The sequence below is a fragment of the Cloacibacillus sp. genome (genome assembly GCA_036655895.1).
Lineage (GTDB): Bacteria > Synergistota > Synergistia > Synergistales > Synergistaceae > JAVVPF01.
The window spans coordinates 20,592-38,916 of record JAVVPF010000029.1; the positions used below are offsets into that span (position 1 = coordinate 20,592).

15 protein-coding genes, 1 tRNA gene and 1 riboswitch are annotated in these 18,325 nt (G+C 55.5%); of the genes, 6 read left to right on the top strand and 10 right to left on the bottom strand.

Translation table 11 applies throughout. The features are described from left to right. Positions 1–363: 363 nt before the first annotated feature. From RRY12_09680 to RRY12_09705, 6 genes are all read right to left on the bottom strand, one after another. Complete coding sequence (locus RRY12_09680) at positions 364–1,302, bottom strand: thiamine pyrophosphate-dependent enzyme (protein ID MEG2184938.1); 939 nt, start codon at positions 1,300–1,302, stop codon at positions 364–366. Further along, entirely contained in the window at positions 1,299–2,495 is a 1,197-nt protein-coding gene (locus tag RRY12_09685; protein MEG2184939.1) for a transketolase C-terminal domain-containing protein, read from the bottom strand. The genes RRY12_09680 and RRY12_09685 overlap by 4 nt, the downstream gene beginning before the upstream one ends. After that, entirely contained in the window at positions 2,485–2,829 is a 345-nt protein-coding gene (locus RRY12_09690; GenBank protein ID MEG2184940.1) for a 4Fe-4S binding protein, read from the bottom strand. Before RRY12_09690 ends, RRY12_09685 begins: the two co-directional genes overlap by 11 nt. Next, positions 2,826–3,398, bottom strand: a complete 573-nt coding sequence (locus tag RRY12_09695; protein MEG2184941.1) for a 2-oxoacid:acceptor oxidoreductase family protein — start codon at positions 3,396–3,398, stop codon at positions 2,826–2,828. The genes RRY12_09690 and RRY12_09695 overlap by 4 nt, the downstream gene beginning before the upstream one ends. A 486-nt stretch (positions 3,399–3,884) precedes the next feature. Then, positions 3,885–5,690 (bottom strand): DEAD/DEAH box helicase, encoded by a 1,806-nt coding sequence (locus tag RRY12_09700; protein MEG2184942.1) that lies wholly within the window; start codon positions 5,688–5,690, stop codon positions 3,885–3,887. A gap of 404 nt (positions 5,691–6,094) precedes the next feature. Further along, entirely contained in the window at positions 6,095–6,676 is a 582-nt protein-coding gene (locus tag RRY12_09705; GenBank protein ID MEG2184943.1) for a DUF6144 family protein, read from the bottom strand. 201 nt (positions 6,677–6,877) lie between these two features. Between RRY12_09705 and RRY12_09710 the strand changes: the two genes are divergently transcribed. From RRY12_09710 to RRY12_09725, 4 genes are all read left to right on the top strand, one after another. Beyond that, positions 6,878–7,900, top strand: coding sequence for a PTS sugar transporter subunit IIC (locus RRY12_09710; protein MEG2184944.1), 1,023 nt, complete (start codon positions 6,878–6,880; stop codon positions 7,898–7,900). A 188-nt stretch (positions 7,901–8,088) separates the two neighbouring features. Further along, positions 8,089–10,128 carry a M13 family metallopeptidase gene (locus RRY12_09715; GenBank protein MEG2184945.1) on the top strand — a complete coding sequence of 680 codons (2,040 nt, stop codon included), beginning with the start codon at positions 8,089–8,091 and terminating at the stop codon, positions 10,126–10,128. Between the two features lie 262 nt (positions 10,129–10,390). After that, positions 10,391–10,541: riboswitch (molybdenum cofactor riboswitch) on the top strand. Positions 10,542–10,645: 104 nt separating this feature from the next. After that, complete coding sequence (locus tag RRY12_09720; GenBank protein MEG2184946.1) at positions 10,646–13,501, top strand: molybdopterin cofactor-binding domain-containing protein; 2,856 nt, start codon at positions 10,646–10,648, stop codon at positions 13,499–13,501. A gap of 70 nt (positions 13,502–13,571) precedes the next feature. Then, positions 13,572–13,985, top strand: coding sequence for a cupin domain-containing protein (locus tag RRY12_09725; protein ID MEG2184947.1), 414 nt, complete (start codon positions 13,572–13,574; stop codon positions 13,983–13,985). Between the two features lie 112 nt (positions 13,986–14,097). On the opposite strand, the gene gpt is transcribed toward RRY12_09725, so the two are convergent. The 3 genes from gpt to RRY12_09740 form a co-directional block, all read right to left on the bottom strand. Beyond that, positions 14,098–14,601, bottom strand: a complete 504-nt coding sequence (gpt, locus tag RRY12_09730) for a xanthine phosphoribosyltransferase (GenBank protein ID MEG2184948.1) — start codon at positions 14,599–14,601, stop codon at positions 14,098–14,100. Between the two features lie 68 nt (positions 14,602–14,669). Beyond that, positions 14,670–14,903 (bottom strand): DUF3006 domain-containing protein, encoded by a 234-nt coding sequence (locus tag RRY12_09735; GenBank protein ID MEG2184949.1) that lies wholly within the window; start codon positions 14,901–14,903, stop codon positions 14,670–14,672. Then, entirely contained in the window at positions 14,900–15,757 is an 858-nt protein-coding gene (locus RRY12_09740) for a ComEC/Rec2 family competence protein (protein MEG2184950.1), read from the bottom strand. The genes RRY12_09735 and RRY12_09740 overlap by 4 nt, the downstream gene beginning before the upstream one ends. A 90-nt stretch (positions 15,758–15,847) precedes the next feature. On the opposite strand from RRY12_09740, the gene RRY12_09745 reads away from it, so the two are divergent. Together RRY12_09745 and arcC are read left to right on the top strand one after the other, a co-directional pair. After that, positions 15,848–16,786, top strand: a complete 939-nt coding sequence (locus RRY12_09745; protein MEG2184951.1) for an AEC family transporter — start codon at positions 15,848–15,850, stop codon at positions 16,784–16,786. A 169-nt stretch (positions 16,787–16,955) separates the two neighbouring features. Beyond that, a complete protein-coding gene (arcC, locus tag RRY12_09750) occupies positions 16,956–17,951 on the top strand; it encodes a carbamate kinase (protein MEG2184952.1) in 996 nt (331 codons plus the stop codon). Between the two features lie 286 nt (positions 17,952–18,237). Here the strand turns inward: arcC and RRY12_09755 are convergent. Further along, a tRNA-Arg gene (locus RRY12_09755) sits at positions 18,238–18,314 on the bottom strand. Positions 18,315–18,325: the final 11 nt, after the last annotated feature.

Genomic DNA, 18,325 nt, shown 5'->3' on the forward strand with positions numbered 1-18,325 from the left:
TATCCATCGACGAGAGCGCGCCGCCGGGATGCCCGCTCTTTGCGGCGGCAACCGCAGCCACCGCCCATTTGCGCGCAAGGCGCGAGGCCTCCGCAAGTTCAGCCGCACAGGTGCAGCTCATCTCCGCCGCTTTAAAACCTTTGATCTCATTCGTGACATTCATCTATCAAAAAACTCCTCTCGAAATAATTACCACAAAATGCTCCTAAGGTAATTGTAACTCTAAATGGCGCAATTTGGGGAAAATCTTTCGCGGGACGGCCTTTTTTTAGAAAAGAAAACGCAAAAAGGACCGGAGGCGTGAAGTACCGCATCTCAGGTCCTTTTGATTTAATAAATTATGTCGTGGTACTGCGGCCTATGCTAGTTTTCCTCTGCGCACCTTTTCAGCAGTCTCTCCCACTCTGCGTCAGCTTCGCGCTGCGCCTCTGCCACGAGGTCGAGCCTTTCCGCGCCCTTTTTGAAGAGGTGCGAATAGCGCCCCTGCGCGCGCAGAAAATCCTCTATAGAACGGCGCTGTTTCGGCTTGTACGAGAGGGAATATTTTCCGTCCGCCACCTCATAGACGGGCCAAAATCCGCTGTCCGCCGCAAGCTGGCATATCTCCACCTGATTTTCCGGCTCTATCTTCCAGAAGAGCGGGCATGGCACTAGGACGTTTACGAAGGCCGGCCCCGGCGTCTCTACCGCGCGCTTCACCTTTGCTATGAGGTCCATAGGGTTGTGCAGCGAGGTCTGTGCGACGTACGGTATGTTGTGCGCTGCAACTATCTCCGTCAGGTTTTTAGCGCGCTGCAATTTGCCGGGCGAGAGGCTTCCGGCGGGCGACGTCGTCGCGCTTGCGCCAAGCGGAGTTGCGCTTGAACGCTGCGCTCCGGTGTTCATATAGCCCTGATTGTTGTAGCAGATGTAGGTGAAGTCGTGTCCGCGCTCAAGAGCGCCGGAGAGCGACTGGAGGCCGATGTCGTAGGTGCCCCCGTCGCCGCCGAAGGCGACGAACTTTATATTTTTATCGACCTTGCCGTGTTTTCTCAGCACGCGATAGGCCGCCTCGACGCCGGAGATGCCGGCTCCGGCATTCTCAAAGGCGATGTGCATGAAGGGCATACGCCATGCGCTGTACGGATAGACGGTGGTCGAGACCTCCATGCAGCCCGTTGCGCTTACGACGACCACAGGGTCGTCCACGCCCATGAGCGCCTGACGCACCGCAACCGGCGCGCCGCAGCCCGGGCACATGCGGTGCCCCTGCGTCAGCGGGTTCTGTTTTTTAGTAAGTTCTTTTAAATTCAGCGCGCTCATCTTTCTTCCCCCTTTTCAAGAAGGCCGATAAAGCGAGCCTCATGCGTGTAATTGTCGTTTTTCATATCTTCAAAGACGCGGCGCGCGTCAGATGCGTAAAAATCGCGGCCGCCGAGGCCGAAGATGTATTCCTGCACGGGCACGCGCTCAGGAAGGTCGTAAAGAACGGATTTCACGTCAGCCGCAAGAGGCGCCGTGCCGCCGATGCTTGCGCTTCTGTCGAGCACCGCGATCCCTTTTTTGCCGCGCGCAAGCGACAGCAGTTCTTCCTTAGGGAATGGCCGGAAAAAGCGCACGCGAAGCACACCAGCCTTGATTCCTTCCTCGCGCAGTTCGTCCGCTACGTCCTTCGCCACGCCCGAAGCCGAGGACATTATGACTATCAGGTAATCGGCGTCCTCCGCCCTGTACGCCTCTATCGGCGCGTAGTTGCGTCCCGTTTCGAGCGCAAGTTCAGCCGAGAGCTCCTTGTAGACGGGCAGCACGTTTTTCATGCCCTCCATCTGGTTGCGTTTTATCTCAAAATAATACTCTGACATTGTGAACGAGCCGTAGGAAACTGGGTTGTCCGTGTCAAGCAGGGGGTAGGCCGCGCTGCGTTCGCCTACGAAAGATTTTACCGTTTCGTCTGCCAGAAGCTCCACCGCTTCAAAGCAGTGGCTTGTGATAAATCCGTCCTGGCAGACGAAGACAGGCGTCAGCACGCGCGCGTCCTCCGCGAGGCGCACCGCAAGCAGCACAGAATCGTAGACCTCCTGCGCGTCCTCGCAGTATATCTGCACCCAGCCGGAATCGCGTTCAGGCATACTGTCGGAGTGGTCGCAATGGATGTTGACGGGAGCGCCTAAGCATCTGTTGACAAGTCCGAAAACGATAGGAGCGCGGAAAGCCGCGGCTATCGGGAATATCTCGTGCATAAGCGCGACGCCGTTTGCGGAGGAGGCCGTCATGACGCGCCCTCCAGCCACCGAGGCGCCGACGCAGGCCGTTATCGCGGAATGCTCGCTCTCAACGGCGACATATTCGGAATCGACTTTACCGTTTGCCACGAAGTCCGCAAACCGCGTAGGTATTTCGGTCGACGGCGTGATGGGGTAGGCCGCGACGACGTCTGGGTTTATCTGACGCATTGCCTCCGCGAAGGCGAGGTTGCCGGAGGTCATCACTCTGTTTTTATTTGCGTTATTTGACATGAGCGCCCACCTCCCCGGGGTTTTCTCCCGACTGAGCCGCACCGTCCGCAAACGACGACTCCGAATGCATCGAAATGGCCTTTGTCGGGCACAGCTTCGCGCAGAGGCCGCAGCCTTTGCAGAAGAAAAGATCTATGCCTGTGACGCGCGATGTTTCATCAAGAGTTATCGAATCGTCTGGGCACTGCACCCAGCATCTGAGGCATGAAACGCATTTATTCAAATCGACTGTCGGGCGCATCGAACGCCACAGTCCCGTCTGTACTTTTAAAGCGGAGGCGCCGAAGGCGACAGTTCCCGGCGGCACCTCCTGCCAGCATTGCGGTTTGCTCATGCGAATACCGCCTCTGTGCGGCCGCGCAGTATCGCGCGTCTGTTTGCCTCAAGCACCGGCTTCGGCAGCTTCGTCATCTTGCTTGTAAAGTGGCTTACGAAGGATTCCACCGGGACGTCGGTGAATACATGAGAGAGCGCGCCGAGCAGCGGTGCGTTGGGGCGGTTCTGGCCAAGCTCTTCAAGCGTGATCTTTGTAGCGTCGACTACGAGCACGCGCGCCTTTGAGGTGACGCCTAAACGCATGCGGAGCGTCTTTGCGTCCTCCGCGCTGTTTACGAGATAGAGAGCGTCCTCGGTGCTGCCCTCTGTCGGGTTCGCGCTTTCAACCATCGTCGGGTCGACCACTACAACTATATTGGGGTTCTGCACTCCGCAGCGGCGGCGTATAGGCGAATCTGAAACGCGGTTGAAGGCCTTTATCGGCGCGCCCTGACGCTCTGCGCCGTATTCCGGGAAGGCCTGCACATGTTTGCCCTCTTCAAACAGAACCTCCGCCAGTATCGCCGAAGCGCTCTTTGCTCCCTGTCCGCCGCGTCCGTGCCATCTTACCTCTACTGTCTTCTGCATCTGAAACTCCTCCTTAAAATTAAACCCTGTAATTTAAAATTTTGCATAAAAAAGGAGCCCCTTCAAAGTGAAAGGGCTCCGAACTCGCTTGACAAACAGCGCTAAGCGCCGATCCTGCGAGGAGGAGCCGCGTTAATAATTATAATTATTATGTTCTGATTCAAATTGCCTTTCAACATAACGCTTCCTCCTTCGTTTTTCAGATTAGTGAGGATACTACATGCTTTTTTCGCGCCTGTCAAACGCACCCGACAAGGCAAAGGGCCTTTCATTCATTGCATTCGACAGCTAATCGTAAGTTATAATGGGCGTTTTAACTTTTTTTATAACGCCGCTCGCATCTTCATGCGATTTTTGAAAGTAAAAATCACACAGACGTAAAAGCCCGCTTTGCCTGCGCCACAGATATAAAAGGCGGCCGCTTTTCGAAAAGATATCCGAAAAGCGGCCGCGCTCGTTATCAGTAAAGTTTGTTTAAATCAGGCGCTACTTCGGGAAGCGTCTTCTTCCGCGCTCGCCGCCGCGGTCGTTTTCGCGGTCACGGCGGAAGGAGCCTTCTCTGCGCGGGCCCTTTGATTCGCCGCGGCCGTAGGACTGCTTGCGTTCGCCGCCGCCCACTACGGGGCGTACGGAGGTGACGGCAAGGCCTTCGCGCTCCAGACGGTCTCTGCGCGCTTCAACGAGCGACGCGCAGCGCGGCGCGAGCTCTACCGTAGCGCTTGTGTCGCGCAGCTTGATGTTGCCCACGTCCTCGCGGCTGACGCCGACGCTGCGGCAGATCGCGCCAAGAAGCGGGCCGACCTCCCAGCCGTCGTTGCGGCCTACGCCGAACTGTACAGCAACTCCGCCCGCCATATCGGGGCGCTGGAAGCGTTCTTTGCCGCCTGCGCCATTTGCGCCGCGTGCTCCGCCCGCGCGGGGAGCGTCGGTGTCGCGGCGTCCCTTTTCGCGGTTCATCTCGTTCTGCACGTCGTCGCGGATGGTGTAGCCGGAGGGCTGGTCGCCGTAGGCCTTTGCGATGAGGCCGGAGACGAGTACCGCCGCCTCTTCGCGTTTCAGCATCTCCTGCGCCCATTCCTCAAACTCGTTGGATTCAAGCGCGTGCTCGATGATGTTGTTTTCAAAGCGTATACGTGACTGGCCTTCTATCTCGGCCGCGTCGGGCGCGGGTATCCATTCCATCTTGAGCTTGGAGCCGGCGTGCGCCAGCATGCTCTTGAACTGACGGGCCTCGCGCGCCGTGAGGAGGATGAGGTTGCTTCCCTCGTGTCCGCCGCGTCCGGTACGGCCGCTGCGGTGTACGAAGGCCTCAAGGTTCTGCGGAAGGCCGTACTGGATGACGTGGCTTACCGCGTCGATGTCAAGTCCGCGCGCCGCAACGTCTGTCGCGACAAGTATCTGCACGCGGCCTCCGCGAAGCGCGGAAAGAGCGTTGTTGCGTTCGCGCTGGCTCATGTCGCCGTGGATGGCCGTCGCACGAAAACCGATGTCGCAAAGTTTGTCCGCGATTTCCTGAGTCTCCGCGCGCGTGCCGCAGAAGATGAGCGATTTGCTCGGGTTCTCCCAGATGAGCACGTTTGTCAGCCCCTCGAAGCGTTTGCGTGAGGGGATGATGTAGGCTTTCTGTGTGATGTCGCTGTGTGACATGATGTCAGAGACGAGCGATATTTTTTTCGGCGCGTCAAGATACTGCTTCGAGAGCGCGAGCACCTCGGGCGGCATCGTGGCGGAGAAGAGCCATGTGCGCTCGACGTGGTCCATCGTCTTTAGGATAGCTTCCATTTCGTCATGGAAGCCCATGTCGAGCATGTTGTCGCCTTCGTCGAGGACTACGCTTTTGATGTCTTCCGTCTTGAGCGTGCCGCGGCGAAGGTGGTCGAGAACTCGTCCCGGCGTGCCCACCACGACCTGCGCCCCTTCGCGCAGCGAGCGGATCTGGCGTTCCATATCCATGCCGCCGACAAGAGCGGCTACGCGGACGCCCAAGTCCGCGCCAAGCCACGCAAATTCACGCGCGGTCTGCTGAGCCAGTTCGCGCGTAGGCGAAAGGACTATTATCTGCGGCATCTTTTCCTTCGTGTCGAGCTGGTTCAAAAGCGGCAGCGCGAAGGCGAGCGTCTTGCCGGAGCCCGTCTTTGCCTGAACGATGATGTCGTTGTCGACAAGGTTTTCGTCCTGTAAAACAGCCGTCTGCACCGGCATCGGATGCTCAAAGCCTTTGCGCTCTATTGCTTTGAGCAGCTCCGGTTTTAATTTAAAATCTGAAAATTTTTCCTGAATTTCTTGAGTCATCAATGACTACCTCCTATATTTGAGGAACAGATAACATTTGCCCAACGGCCGTAAAAAGCTCGGCATACTCATGGACTTTACAGCTGAATAAATAATACAGCATGCAATATCAACAGGCATACGTTTATTAAGTACATATGTTTAAGCACTTTAAGCAACTGAACAATGATAAAAATGAATCTGCCCCGTTTTCGCATCAATGCACAAAATTCTTAGCGACGCGCAGTTATGGGCTCGAATAGAAAAGAAGTTTATGCTGTGCGCGGCTCTTTGGCCGCACCGTCCTCACAGGACGGCTACAGTATTATAAACGAAAGTCAATTTTTGTCAACGGCAAACTCAAAACGGCTTTAAATTAACAGAAAAGCCGCGTTGAAGCTGGAAAATATAAAACGCGTGGCGACTCACTTCGCGGGGAAGACCTTGTCCCAATCAAGCGTAAATTTGTAGACGCAGTATTCCGCTCCGAGCATCATCGACTGTAACAGCTCGACCTTCACGCGGCAGTTGAAAACTTTTTCAAAGGCGGTCTTGTGGTAGCCGCCAGTGCAGTAACACCATTCAAGGCCCGAAAGGCGCTCTATGCCTTCTAGCATTGGACATGGACAGCTGTAGAGCGTTTTGTAGACGGCGCCGTCTCTCACCTCGAAATGTTCGTCGCCGAACCATTCCGTTGAGAGGGTGCGAAGCACCTCCGAGAATTCTTCAAGCGACGAAGAGACGTCGCGGCAGCTCTCAAGCAGACCGACCAGCGCGTCAAGCCCGACTTCGCAGTGGCAGCCCATGCGGATCTCCCAGACGGTTTCGTCGTCGAATGAGGAGGCGAGCGCCGCCATGACAGATTCTATCCATTCCTTGCGGACATCGGGCGCGGCGTCGGGCGCGAGTGGACGTGCTAAGGCTATTTCACGAGCCTTTTCCTCCGTCGCGAACTTTTTGATGCTGGAATATAATTTCGCAGCCTCTGGATGCATGTATTCCGCCATAACTATCACTCCCGGTCAATAGAACGTCTTGCCTTCACTGCCGTTTAGTATGAGCGCGGCGCGCTTGCGTGTCAATAATCAGATTAGAATTTGCAAAGTTCACTGCGCGAAGATTGACAAACATTTCTCAAATTTGACAGTTCACGCCCCGTTACCTACAATTGCCTGCAAAACCAAATAAAATAAAACGAGGCGTTCGTAATGTCGGAAAACTGCTTTTTAAAATTTTTAAGGCGCAAAGATGTAAAATTTTCTTTTTCCAGATATTTCGTAGAGGCGCTAGGTGCGATGGGCATCGGACTTTTTGCCTCGCTCATCACAGGGCTTATCCTTAAAACTATAGGAACGAAATGCGGCGTCCCCATATTGATAGAGTTCGGCACGCTCGCCGGCCAGATGACCGGCCCCGCCATTGCCGTGGCCATCGCGCAGGCGCTCAAAGCGCCGCAGATGGTCGTCTTTTCCTGCGCTGCGGTCGGCTTTGCCGGAAACGCGTGGGGAGGGCCGGTCGGCGCCTTCGTAGCGGCTATAGTAGGCACTGAATGCGGCAAGATGGTTGCAAAAGAGACTGTCATCGACGTGATAGCGACGCCCTCTCTCACCATCGTAGCGGGCATGACCGCGGCAAAACTTATCGGGCCGCCAGTCAGCGCTCTGATGGCGGCGCTCGGCCTCATCATCATGCGCGCCACGGAGCTACAGCCGGGGCCGATGGGCGCAGCCGTCTCCACGATAATGGGCATGATACTTACGCTCCCCATTTCAAGCGCCGCGATCGCGGTCGCGCTGAACCTGTCCGGGCTTGCGGCCGGAGCCGCCGCGGTAGGCTGTTCGACGCAGATGGTTGGGTTCGCTGTGATGTCGTGGCGTGAGAACGGCCTCTCCGGCCTGCTCTCCCAGGGGCTGGGCACCTCGATGCTCCAGATGCCGAACATCGTGCGCCATCCTATAATATGGGCGCCGCCTACTCTCGCCAGTCTGCTGCTTGGGCCGGTATCAACGCTGGTCTTCAAAATGACAAACATCCCCTCCGGCGCTGGCATGGGAACAAGCGGCCTTGTGGGGCAGTTCGGCGCTATAGACGCAATGGGTTCAAGCCCCGCCGTGCTTCTTCAAATAGCGCTTATGCACTTTCTTCTGCCGGCGCTCTTGACGCTTGTAATAGCCGAAGCTATGCGTAAAACTGGCCTCATAAAAGACGGCTGGATGAAGCTTGATATGTAGGCCGAACGACAAACGCGCGTTTTTGCAAAACTAACAGCCTAGACCACAGATGGCGTTCCTATCGAGGAACGCCATTATATTTTTTAAAACGGAGGCGCTCGGCGTTATTGCAAAAACTTTGACCTTCGCGTAAAATATCCATTATCGGCCTATTGGTCAAATATAATCAAAAAAATGGAGGACACTAAATGGCAGACACATATATACAGGCGTTCAGAGCCGCGGCTTTTGCGGCCATGTTTGCGATATGTCTGGGGATGGCGGGCGCGGCAGAGGCCTCGTGGCTCAATTCAGATATTGCGGGCTCCGTCAAGGCGGACGAAAAGCCCTCTTTAAAAGACGACTTTCACCGCGCCGTCAATCACGAGTGGCTTATTGCCGCGAAGATAAGGCCGGGCGAAAGCGCCGTCAATTCCTTTTCCGAACGGGCGGACGAAGTGGAGGCGCAGATAAAAAAACTGCTTGCCGACAAATCTCTTAAAAGCCACGAGGCGGCGCTCGCGCAGCGCTTCCACGCGATGCTGCTGGATTGGAAGAGCCGCGACAAGCTGGGCCTTTCGCCGGTGATGCCGCATATCGCGCGCATAGAGGCGATAAAAGACATAGATGGACTCACCGCCTATCTGACAGACGCTTCCATCCCGCACTTTGGCACAGTGCTTACAGATATGGGCGTTCAGCCGGACAACAAAGACGCGTCAAACAACACCGTAGGCATCTGGCGCACCGGCCTGCTTTTGCGCGACGCGGATGAGTACAGGGCGGCGCAGCTCAGCGAAAGCGCGAAACGCCGCAAAGCGGCAAACGATTCTTTCATCGTCAAGCTGCTGCAAAAAGCCGGATATGACAAGGCGCGCGCGGAGGCTATGAACGACGCGCACTTCCGCGTGGAAAAGAAGATAGCGGAGCCTTCGATGGGGATAAAGGCGCTCTATGCGCCCGATGCTCAGGCGAAACTCTACAACGTGCGCACAAGAAAAGAGCTTGAAAAGGCCTCTCCTCGCTTTCCGCTTGCCGCGATAGCGGACGCTCAGGGGTATGGCGCGAGCCGTGAATTTGTGCTCGGCGAACCGAAATGGCTTGATGCGATGAACGAACTCTACCGCCCCGAGAACCTCGAGGATATAAAAAATTATTTGATAGTCCGCACCCTCGTGGGCACAGCCGGCCTTACTGACAGCGAGTCGCGCAGGCTCTCCGACGCGCGCGGCAACGCCGTCTTAGGCACAAAGGGCTCGCTGCCCGACGATAAATACGCCTACGAAATGGTCTCTTCGTACCTTGGCGAACCAATCGGAAAACTTTACGTTGAAAAATATGTCGACAAAAAAACTAAGTCAGACATCGAAGAGGTTATAGCCGAGGTTGTGGATTATTACAGGAAGATGCTGAAAGGCGAGAGGTGGCTTACAGAAAAAACGCGCGAAAAGGCGATAAAAAAGCTGGATACGCTCACCGTGCGCGCGGCCTATCCCGACAAATGGCATGATTACTCAGGCCTTGACTTCAAAGGCATAAAAGACGGAGGGAGCCTCGTCGACGCGGCGGCCGCCATCTCAAAATTTGAGCGCGCCCGCGACGCAAAGAAGGTAAACACAAAGGTAGACAGAACGGAGTGGCTCGCCGACCCGCAGATGGTAAACGCCTACTACTCTCCTCAGGACAACTCCATCAACATCCCCGCGGGCATCCTTGGCGGAGTATTCTACAAAGCCGGAGGCCCCGTGGAGGAGCGTCTCGGCGGCATAGGCATGGTCATAGGACACGAAATAACACATGCCTTTGACACAAACGGTTCTCAGTACGACGAAAAGGGCAACTTCACAAACTGGTGGACGAAAGAGGATAACGAGGCCTTCGCAAAACGCGCAAAGGTGATAAGCGACTACTTCAGCACGCTTGAAGCGTTCCCCGGTGTGCACCCCGATGGCGAATTGATCCTAAGCGAAGCGATAGCCGACCTTGGCGGCGCCTCCTGCATGGCCGCTATAGGACGCGGCGTGAAAGATTTTGATTTCCAGAAATTTTTCAAAGCCTACGCGCGTAACTGGCGCCTCCAGACGACGAAAGAGTCGGAGGAATACAGGAACAAAGAGGACGTCCATCCTCTTGCGTTCATGCGCACCAACGCGGTCGTGCAGCAAATGCCCGACTTCTACGAAGCCTTCAAAGTGACGCCGCAGGACGGAATGTATCTCGCCCCGGAAAAAAGGGTGGCGCTCTGGTAAAGTAGAAATCATAATCACATACTAATGAAGGGCGGCGTGAGCTCTCCATCTCGGGGCGCTCGCGCCGCCCTTTGTGTTGTGGCGTTTTCATTCGGTGCGCGCGTTCTGAAATTTTTAAACACAACCCCACGAGCGTCGCCGTGATTTTTATTCTATATAAACAAAACAAAAACGCGCAGAATATCCCTAATCGTACCTAAATATTGCTCTCTTTAGTTTATTTAAGTATGATTTGTATAGAAAGTTTAGATAATTTATGCAACTTAGTTGCAACCCCCGAGCCGTTTTGCCTAAAGCATTGCTATGGCGGAATGGACTGAGAACCGAAAGGTTCCAAGGGCTCGCCGGAAAACCGGCGGACCTCCCGGGGCGCGAAGGCGCCCGATTTGGAAAGGGGAAAAGAATGAGCCTTCCGGCCTATCTCTTTTTCTTCCCGCGCCTTCGCACGACAAGACGGTTTCTGTGCTCCGCGTATCGCTGCGCGGAAAATTTTATCTGCGAGAGAGGAGATTCATCAATGGCTAAGGATCAGGATCATTCATTAGCTTCTTATCATGTCAAAAATCTTGTTATCAACGGGGTACCCAGACGCGTAATCGGGAAGCCCGAGGTGACGCTTCTTACGGTGCTTCGCGAACAGCTGAAGATGACGGGAACAAAGCGCGGCTGCAACTGCGGCCAGTGCGGCGTCTGCAACGTCATTCTCAACGGCAAAGTGGTGCGCGCCTGCATCACGCGCTGGAAGAACGTCCCCGATTTTGCCGAGATCACAACGGTCGAGGGCATCGGTACGCCGGAGAACCTTCACGCTCTCCAGTGGGCTATGATAGTCTGCGGAGGAATCCAGTGCGGTTTCTGCACGCCGGGATTCATCACAAGCGGCAAAGCGCTGCTTGACGCGAACCCGAATCCGACGCGCGAAGAGGTCCGCGAATGGTTCAGCAAAAACTGGATGGCGTGCCGCTGCACAGGCTACAAGCAGATAGTGGATTCAGTGATGCTGGCCGCAAAAATACTCCGCGGCGAAGAAAAGATAGTCGACCTTGCTAAACTCTACAAGCCCGGAGATTCAGTGTGGGGTACAAGCCTCCCGCGTCCGAACGCCGTCTTCAAGGCGACCGGCCTTTGGGACTTCGGCGACGACGACCGTTTGAAGCTGCCTGAGGAGTTCCTTTTCGCCTATCCGTACGCCCTTGACGGCGTGCGCCACGCAACGGTCAACAAGATCGACGTAAGCGAAGCGGAGAAGAGTGAAGGCGTCAACTGCGTCGCCACCTATAAGGACATTAAAGAAAACAAGGGCACAAACCGCATCCGCGGACAGGTCGGCTGCGATTCCGCTCTCACGAACGGCTGGGAACGCCGCATCATGGTTGAAGAGGGCGACAGGATTCGTCAGTGGGGCGACGTTATCGCGGTAGTGGTCGCCGACACGGAGACCCACGCTCGCGAAGCCGCGGCGAAGATCAAGGTCGAGTACGAACAGCTTCCCGAACTTACCGACGTCTATATGGCAAAAGAACCCGACGCGATAAAAATCTTTGACGACATCGAAGGCTACGACGGAATGCCCAACGCGTGGAACAAGCGCGTATTCGCAAAGGGCGAAGATCCGCACGACCTCATTTCAAACGCGCCCCATCATATAGACGACGAATTCTACAGCTCACGTCAGCCGCACATGGTGCTTGAAGCCGACTGCGGATACGCCTACTATGACGAAGAGGGCAAGCTGACGCTCGCTACCAAGTCCGTCGCGGTCTACCGCCACCAGACGCAGATCGCGCGCGGCGTAGGCGTGGCTCCGTCTAAGATCCGCGTCATCCAGAACAACATGGGCGCCTCCTTCGGATACAAGACGGCGCCGACCAACGAACCATACCTCGCGCTTGCTCTCATCAAATCTGGCCGCCCCGTCTACATGCGCGTCAACATGAAAGAGCACAACCAGCGTACCCCCAAGCGTTCGCCGTTCCTCATGCACATCAGGGCGGCCGCTGACGACCGCGGCAAGCTGCTTGGCGTAGAAGAGACATGGTGGGTCGACCACGGCCCGTGCAGCGAGTCTGCAAACGACCTCACAAACAAGGCCGGACAGTTCTTCTTTGCGCCGTACGCCTATGACAACATGCGCGCCACAGGCTATACGCTGTGGACGAACCACCGCTGGAGCGCCGCATTCCGCGCCTACGGTTCACCGCAGGCCTACTGGGGATGCGAAACAGCGATGGACATGCTCGCCAACGAGTGCGGAATAGATCCGTTCGATTTCCGCGAGAGAAACCTCCTCGAGTGGGAGGCCTTCTCAGATAACCCGCGCAGCCATCTCCCGTCGGGATACGCGCCCGAGGTCTTCCCGCTTCACGAGATGATGAAGAAGGCGCGCCCCATCTACGAAGAGATGAAGGCTGAGGCCGCGAAGCTTTCCACCGACAAGGTGAAATACGGCGCTGGCGTTTCCGTCTCCATCTACAACTCAAACGACGACGGCGCTGACGAGTCGGCAAGCAACATCGAACTTCTGCCCAACGGCAACGTGCGCGTAATGAACACATGGGAAGACCACGGCCAGGGCGCTGACATCGGCACCATCGGCACGGCGCACGAAGCGCTGAAGCCGCTCGGACTTGCTCCCGACCAGATAGAGCTTCTGCTTTCCGACACATCAAAGGCGCCAAACAGCGGAGCCGCCGCGGCCAGCCGTTCACAGGTCATGGTCGGCAACGCCATCATCGACAGCTGCAAAAAACTGCTTGACGCAATGCGCAAGCCCGACGGCTCCTACCGCACCTACGATGAGATGATAGCGGAAAACATCCCCGTCTTCTACGAAGGCTACACGCAGGCGAAGGTGCAGAACAAAGACGGTTCCATCGAAGTCTGCTCGGGCAATGACAAGGATTCCGGCAAGGGCAAACCCTTCGGCTTCCATATGTTTGCGGTAAACCTCGCTCTCGTCTCAGTTGACATGGAAACGGGCAAGGCCCACTGCGAAAAGTTCGTCCTCGTAGGCGACGTAGGCAAGATAAACAACTACCTCGTGGTCGACGGCCAGCAGTACGGCGGAGTCGCTCAGGGCATAGGCCTTGCGCTTCAGGAGGACTTCCTTGACGAGAACAAGTATCACAACTTCGTCACGATGGGCTTCCCGTACATCAAGGACATCACCGACGACCTCGAACTGGTGCACGTTGAGACGCCGCGTCCGCTTGGGCCGTTCGGAGCCTCTGGAACTGGCGAAATGCCGCTTTCAGGCTCGCATGTCGCCGTCACGAACGCCGTACACGCCGCCTGCGGAGTGCGCATCAAGGCTCTACCCGCGACTCCCGACAAAATCAAAGCCGGACTTAACGAACTGAAGAATAAGGGTTAAAATGACCGGAGGCCGGCCTATCTCCACGCGGAGCGGGCCGGCCTCTATTTTTTTGTAAGAGGTGAGTGCAATGAGCGAAAACGAGAAAAATTACGGCTCTATCTATGAGCTTCCGCTTCAGAACGCCTCCGCGCTTGCGCCGGAGATAGAAAAGCGCACCGTATTCGGGCCGGAAAATTTCTGGCAGGACTACGTGATGCGCCACTTTATACTGCCGCCGCACAAGAGCATCCCGCCGCACAAACACGACTGGGATCATCTGATGTTCACGCTCTCAGGCGACGGCTATGTTGACGTCGAAGGCGAAAAATATCTTATGAAGACCGGTTTCTGGACGCGTGTACCCGGCGGCCTTGAGCATGAATACGTCAACGATGCGGACATCCCGCTTGAATTTTTCTGCATAGTGCCCACATCCGGCGACCCGCACGCAAAGAAATTTTCAATGCGCGAAGCGCGCGCGGAACGCAAGGCAAATCAATAGAAGAAAGCATGACGGACGCGCCATTTTCGCGCGCGCAGAATCTCAGCCGCTCCACAATCGGAAATCGCGCTGTCCAAAAATAAAACCCCGCCGAAAAGGCGGGGCTGTTTTTTTATTCAAGCTTCATGTCGGCGATGGGGGGGATAAAGGCGGTAGTGGGCGCCGTGTCCCAGGGGAAGAGAACCCAGGTGTCCTGGCTCACCTCTGTAACGAAGGTGTCCACAAGCGGACGTCCCTCCGGTTTTGCGTAGACCGTTGCGAAGTGCGCCGAGCCGAACATGCTGCGAACGACGCGCGCCGTCTTGCCGGTGTCTACGAGGTCGTCGATTATGAGCCATTTGTCGTCAACTCCGACTAGGTCGGGGCGCTTTAATATATCGGCCGCGGACTGGTCGCGCATCGTGTAGCTTGAGATGCAGACTGTGTCCACCAGTCGGATGTTCAGCTCGCGCGCGATGATTGCCGCGGGCACCAGCCCTCCGCGCGCCACGGCGATGAGGCGGCTCCAGTCAGTCCTTATATCCAGAAGCTTCCACGCGAGCGCGCGGCAGTCCCTCTGCACCTGTTCCCACGATACGGGATAATTCTTATGATACCGTGCCGACGTTTCAGCCATCTATTTATTTCCCCTTTTTCTAAATTGTATAAAGTATCGGTATTTTAACGCAAAAAGGCCGTCACTGTCTATGGAGTTGAGGCGATGTCGCCAAGGTCGTCCAAAAGTCCGTCTATTTCGGAGCGCGTTTCGGGCGCGCCCGTAGCCTGCGCCGCGATCTCAACGTACAGTCCCTCGCGCGCCCCGTCCGGCAATAAATAGACCGGCATTGTGAAGGCCGTTTTGTCCTGCGTTAGGAGCCGCGCCCAGCCGTTTTCAAGAGAATCGACGAAGAGCGTGGATTTTTTTACCGCGTGCTTCACCGCACGGCCCTCTTTTTTTCGTAAGTGATGCTTATGCCGTCCGTGCGCAGCTTCACCGCGCCGTCAGCCGTGTCAAATCGCAGTATTTTCAATGCGCGTATCGCATTTACGACCTCTTTATGAGGATGGCCGTAGCTGTTGTCGCGCGCGTAGCTCAGCACGATCACTTCCGGGCGGACGCGCCGCAGGAGTTTTTTATCCGTGCCGTTGCTACTGCCGTGATGTCCCGCCTTAAGAATGTTCGCGGAAGGAAGCGCCGGGATGCTTGCCCGCTCCTCGCGCTCCGCGTCCGCCATCATCAGAAATGAGATGTCGCCATAGGTTATCTTTAAAATTATGGAGTTGTTGTTTGCGTCGCTGTGCGTGTTTTTGAGGAGTCGCGCCGGCGCGAGCACCTCGACCACGACGTCGCCGAATTTTTCCGTAAAGCCGCGTTTGGGGCGTCCGAATGGTATCCTTTCATCCTTTATCTTCTGATAAAAATCACGCTGGACGCGCGAGCCGTGGTTGTAGCCAGAGTCCCAGACCTTCCCTATCTCAAACGACGACAGCACCTCATCCATACCGCCGATGTGGTCTTCATGCGGGTGCGTAGCCACCAGAAGGTCTATTTTGTTCACGCCGCAGGATTTTATATACGCGACAGTCTCCCGCGCGGAGGCAGCCGGCCCAGCGTCTATTACGATCGTCTGGCCGTTTGGCAGCAAAAAGAGCGAGCAGTCTCCCTGACCTACGTCCACCGCGTAATATCTGAGCGGCTCTCCGCCTGCTGCCGCAAAACAAGAGACGGCAGGCGAAAACAGCAGAAAAAAGGCGGATAAAACAACAGCAGCGAATGCAAATGGCCTTTTCATAGTCTACAACAGCGCCTCCGTCTAAGTAAAATAAAAGCTGTGCTTTAATGCTATAATGATAACGCAATCTATCCAGAAAGGAAAACCACGATGTTTGGATTTTTTCTTGTGATCCCCCTTGTCATAATCATTATAACCGGCAATCTGCTGCGCGTCCGGGGCTTTTATTCCCAAAGCGACATATCCGCGCTCACGAAGACCCTGTACTGGGTCATACTGCCGCCGCTGCTCTTTCGCACCACCTACACGGCGGGCAAAGAGGTGCTGACGCAGCCAAATCTTCTGATAGCAAGCACGCTCTGTTACATTCTTACGCTCATAGCGGCATTTGCAATATCGTCTTTTCTGCACAAAGGAAATAAAAAACAGATAGCCGTCTCCGTATTCTCGTCTTTTCGCGCAAACAACATCTATCTTGGCTTTCCGGTGGTAGACCTTGCAATGGGCGCGGCCGGACTGCATCAGGCCTCCATTTACATCGCAGTCACGATGGTCTCCTTCCAGCTCATATCCATCGCCTCCGGCGACATCGTTATGTACGGCAAAATCAGCGGAAGCGGCCTTTGCAGCATCGGCAGGAGGCTCGTGACGAACCCGCTCATAATCTCCTGCGTGCTCGGCGTATCGGCCGCGATGCTCAAGATCCCGTTGCACTTTGTCCTTGATGAGACGATGAAACTGATGAGCGGCGCAGCCACCGCCGTAGCGCTGCTTGCGCTGGGAGGCACGCTTGACCTTTCGCGCCTGGGCCGCGTGATGGGCATATTGAAGGCGACGTGGTCGGACGCGGTGATAAAACTTCTGATAAATCCCTCCATCATGTACCTGCTGCTTTTGGCCTTCCCAGTCTCTAAACAGCTCTTTCAGGTGACGGTGATGCTCAGCTCGATGCCGTGCGCCGTCAACTGCTTCATACTGGCGAAAGGCATGGGCATGGACGGCGAATACGCGGCGGACCTTGTGGCCGCGACGACGCTGCTTGGAATAGTTTCGATACCGTTCTGGGCCTACGCGGTGGGCATGGCATAGCCGAAATAAATAAACCGCACGAGTGTAAAGGTTTCGCGTACACCTCCTATATTTGTCCTAAATCGCCAATGTGAAGAAATATTGCCATTTTATATCATGACATATTGAACTTTTTATATGTTTAGGTTTATAATATGTAAATCAAATATAAACTGAAGGAGTGCATGACATGATCCCGCATACTATCTCCACAGAAGATACACTCTCCAAAGCAACGAAAGTAGTAGTCGCCCTTGGCGGCAACGCGCTGATGGAGGCCGGAACTCCTCCTACAGCGGAAGAACAGCTCAAAGTAGTAAAAAAGACATGTGACAATCTGGCGGAGATAAGCTGCCGCGGCTATGAAATGGCAGTCGTTCACGGCAACGGTCCGCAGGTGGGACGTCTCGTCCTTCAGCAGGAGATAGCCGCCGCCGCCCAGCCCGACCAGCTGCCCGCGATACCGTTCGACGACTGCGGCGCAATGACGGAAGGCTTCATCGGATACCAGATACAGCAGAGCCTCCGCGACTCTCTCCGCAACAAAAACCGCAACGTCCCAGTCGTCACCATCGTCACCCAGGTCATCGTAGACGACAACGACCCCGCCTTTGAAAATCCCACAAAGCCTATCGGGCGTTTTTACACAAAAGAAGAGTCCGATAAAATGGCCGTAGAAAAAGGCTGGACGATGAAAGAAGATTCCGGACGCGGCTGGCGCAGAGTAGTAGCCTCTCCGAAGCCCAAGCGGATAGTCGAGCTTGATTCAGTAAAACGTCTTTGGGACTCGACGATCGTCATAGCGGCCGGCGGCGGCGGCATCCCCGTAATTGAAAACATGGACGGCTCTCTCTCAGGAGTGGCGGCGGTCATTGATAAAGACCTCGCGGCAGAACGCCTCGCAGAGGACATGGAGACAGACATCCTTCTCATCCTCACAGAGGTCGAAAACGTATACGTAAACTTCGGCAAGCCAAACCAGAAGGCGCTCACAAAAGTGACGGTGCCGGAGGCGATAGCATACATGGAAGAGGGGCAGTTCGGCTCCGGAAGCATGGAACCCAAAGTAATGGCCGCAATCAAATTCGCGCGCCGCTTCCCCGGTAAAAAAGCGATAATAACCTCGCTTGCCAAAGCGATAGACGCCCTCGAAGGCGAAGCCGGCACAGTAATCTCTATGGCATAAAAGCCAACGCAAGTAAATAAAAAGCGAGAGCCCACAGCGTCCGTGTTTTGACGCTGTGGGCTCTCGCTTTTTAAAAAACACAGACGCGCCGCATAATAAATTGTTTCGGTCTGTGGACCTCAGACTGGTATGTTGACTACGTTGCTTATCATGGTGGGGGCTTTGCCTCTTGCAAAATAAGGGGCGAATGGCTGTTGGCGTAGCGGAGCCTATGATTGCAAAAACCAAAGATATGAAAAAGGGTTCTCGCAGTTTTGCGAAAACCCTTGGCATTACTGATTAAAAATGGCGCGCCGGACAAGATTTGAACTCGTAACCTTCGGATCCGTAGTCCGATGCTCTATCCAGTTGAGCTACCGGCGCGTGTTCGGTTT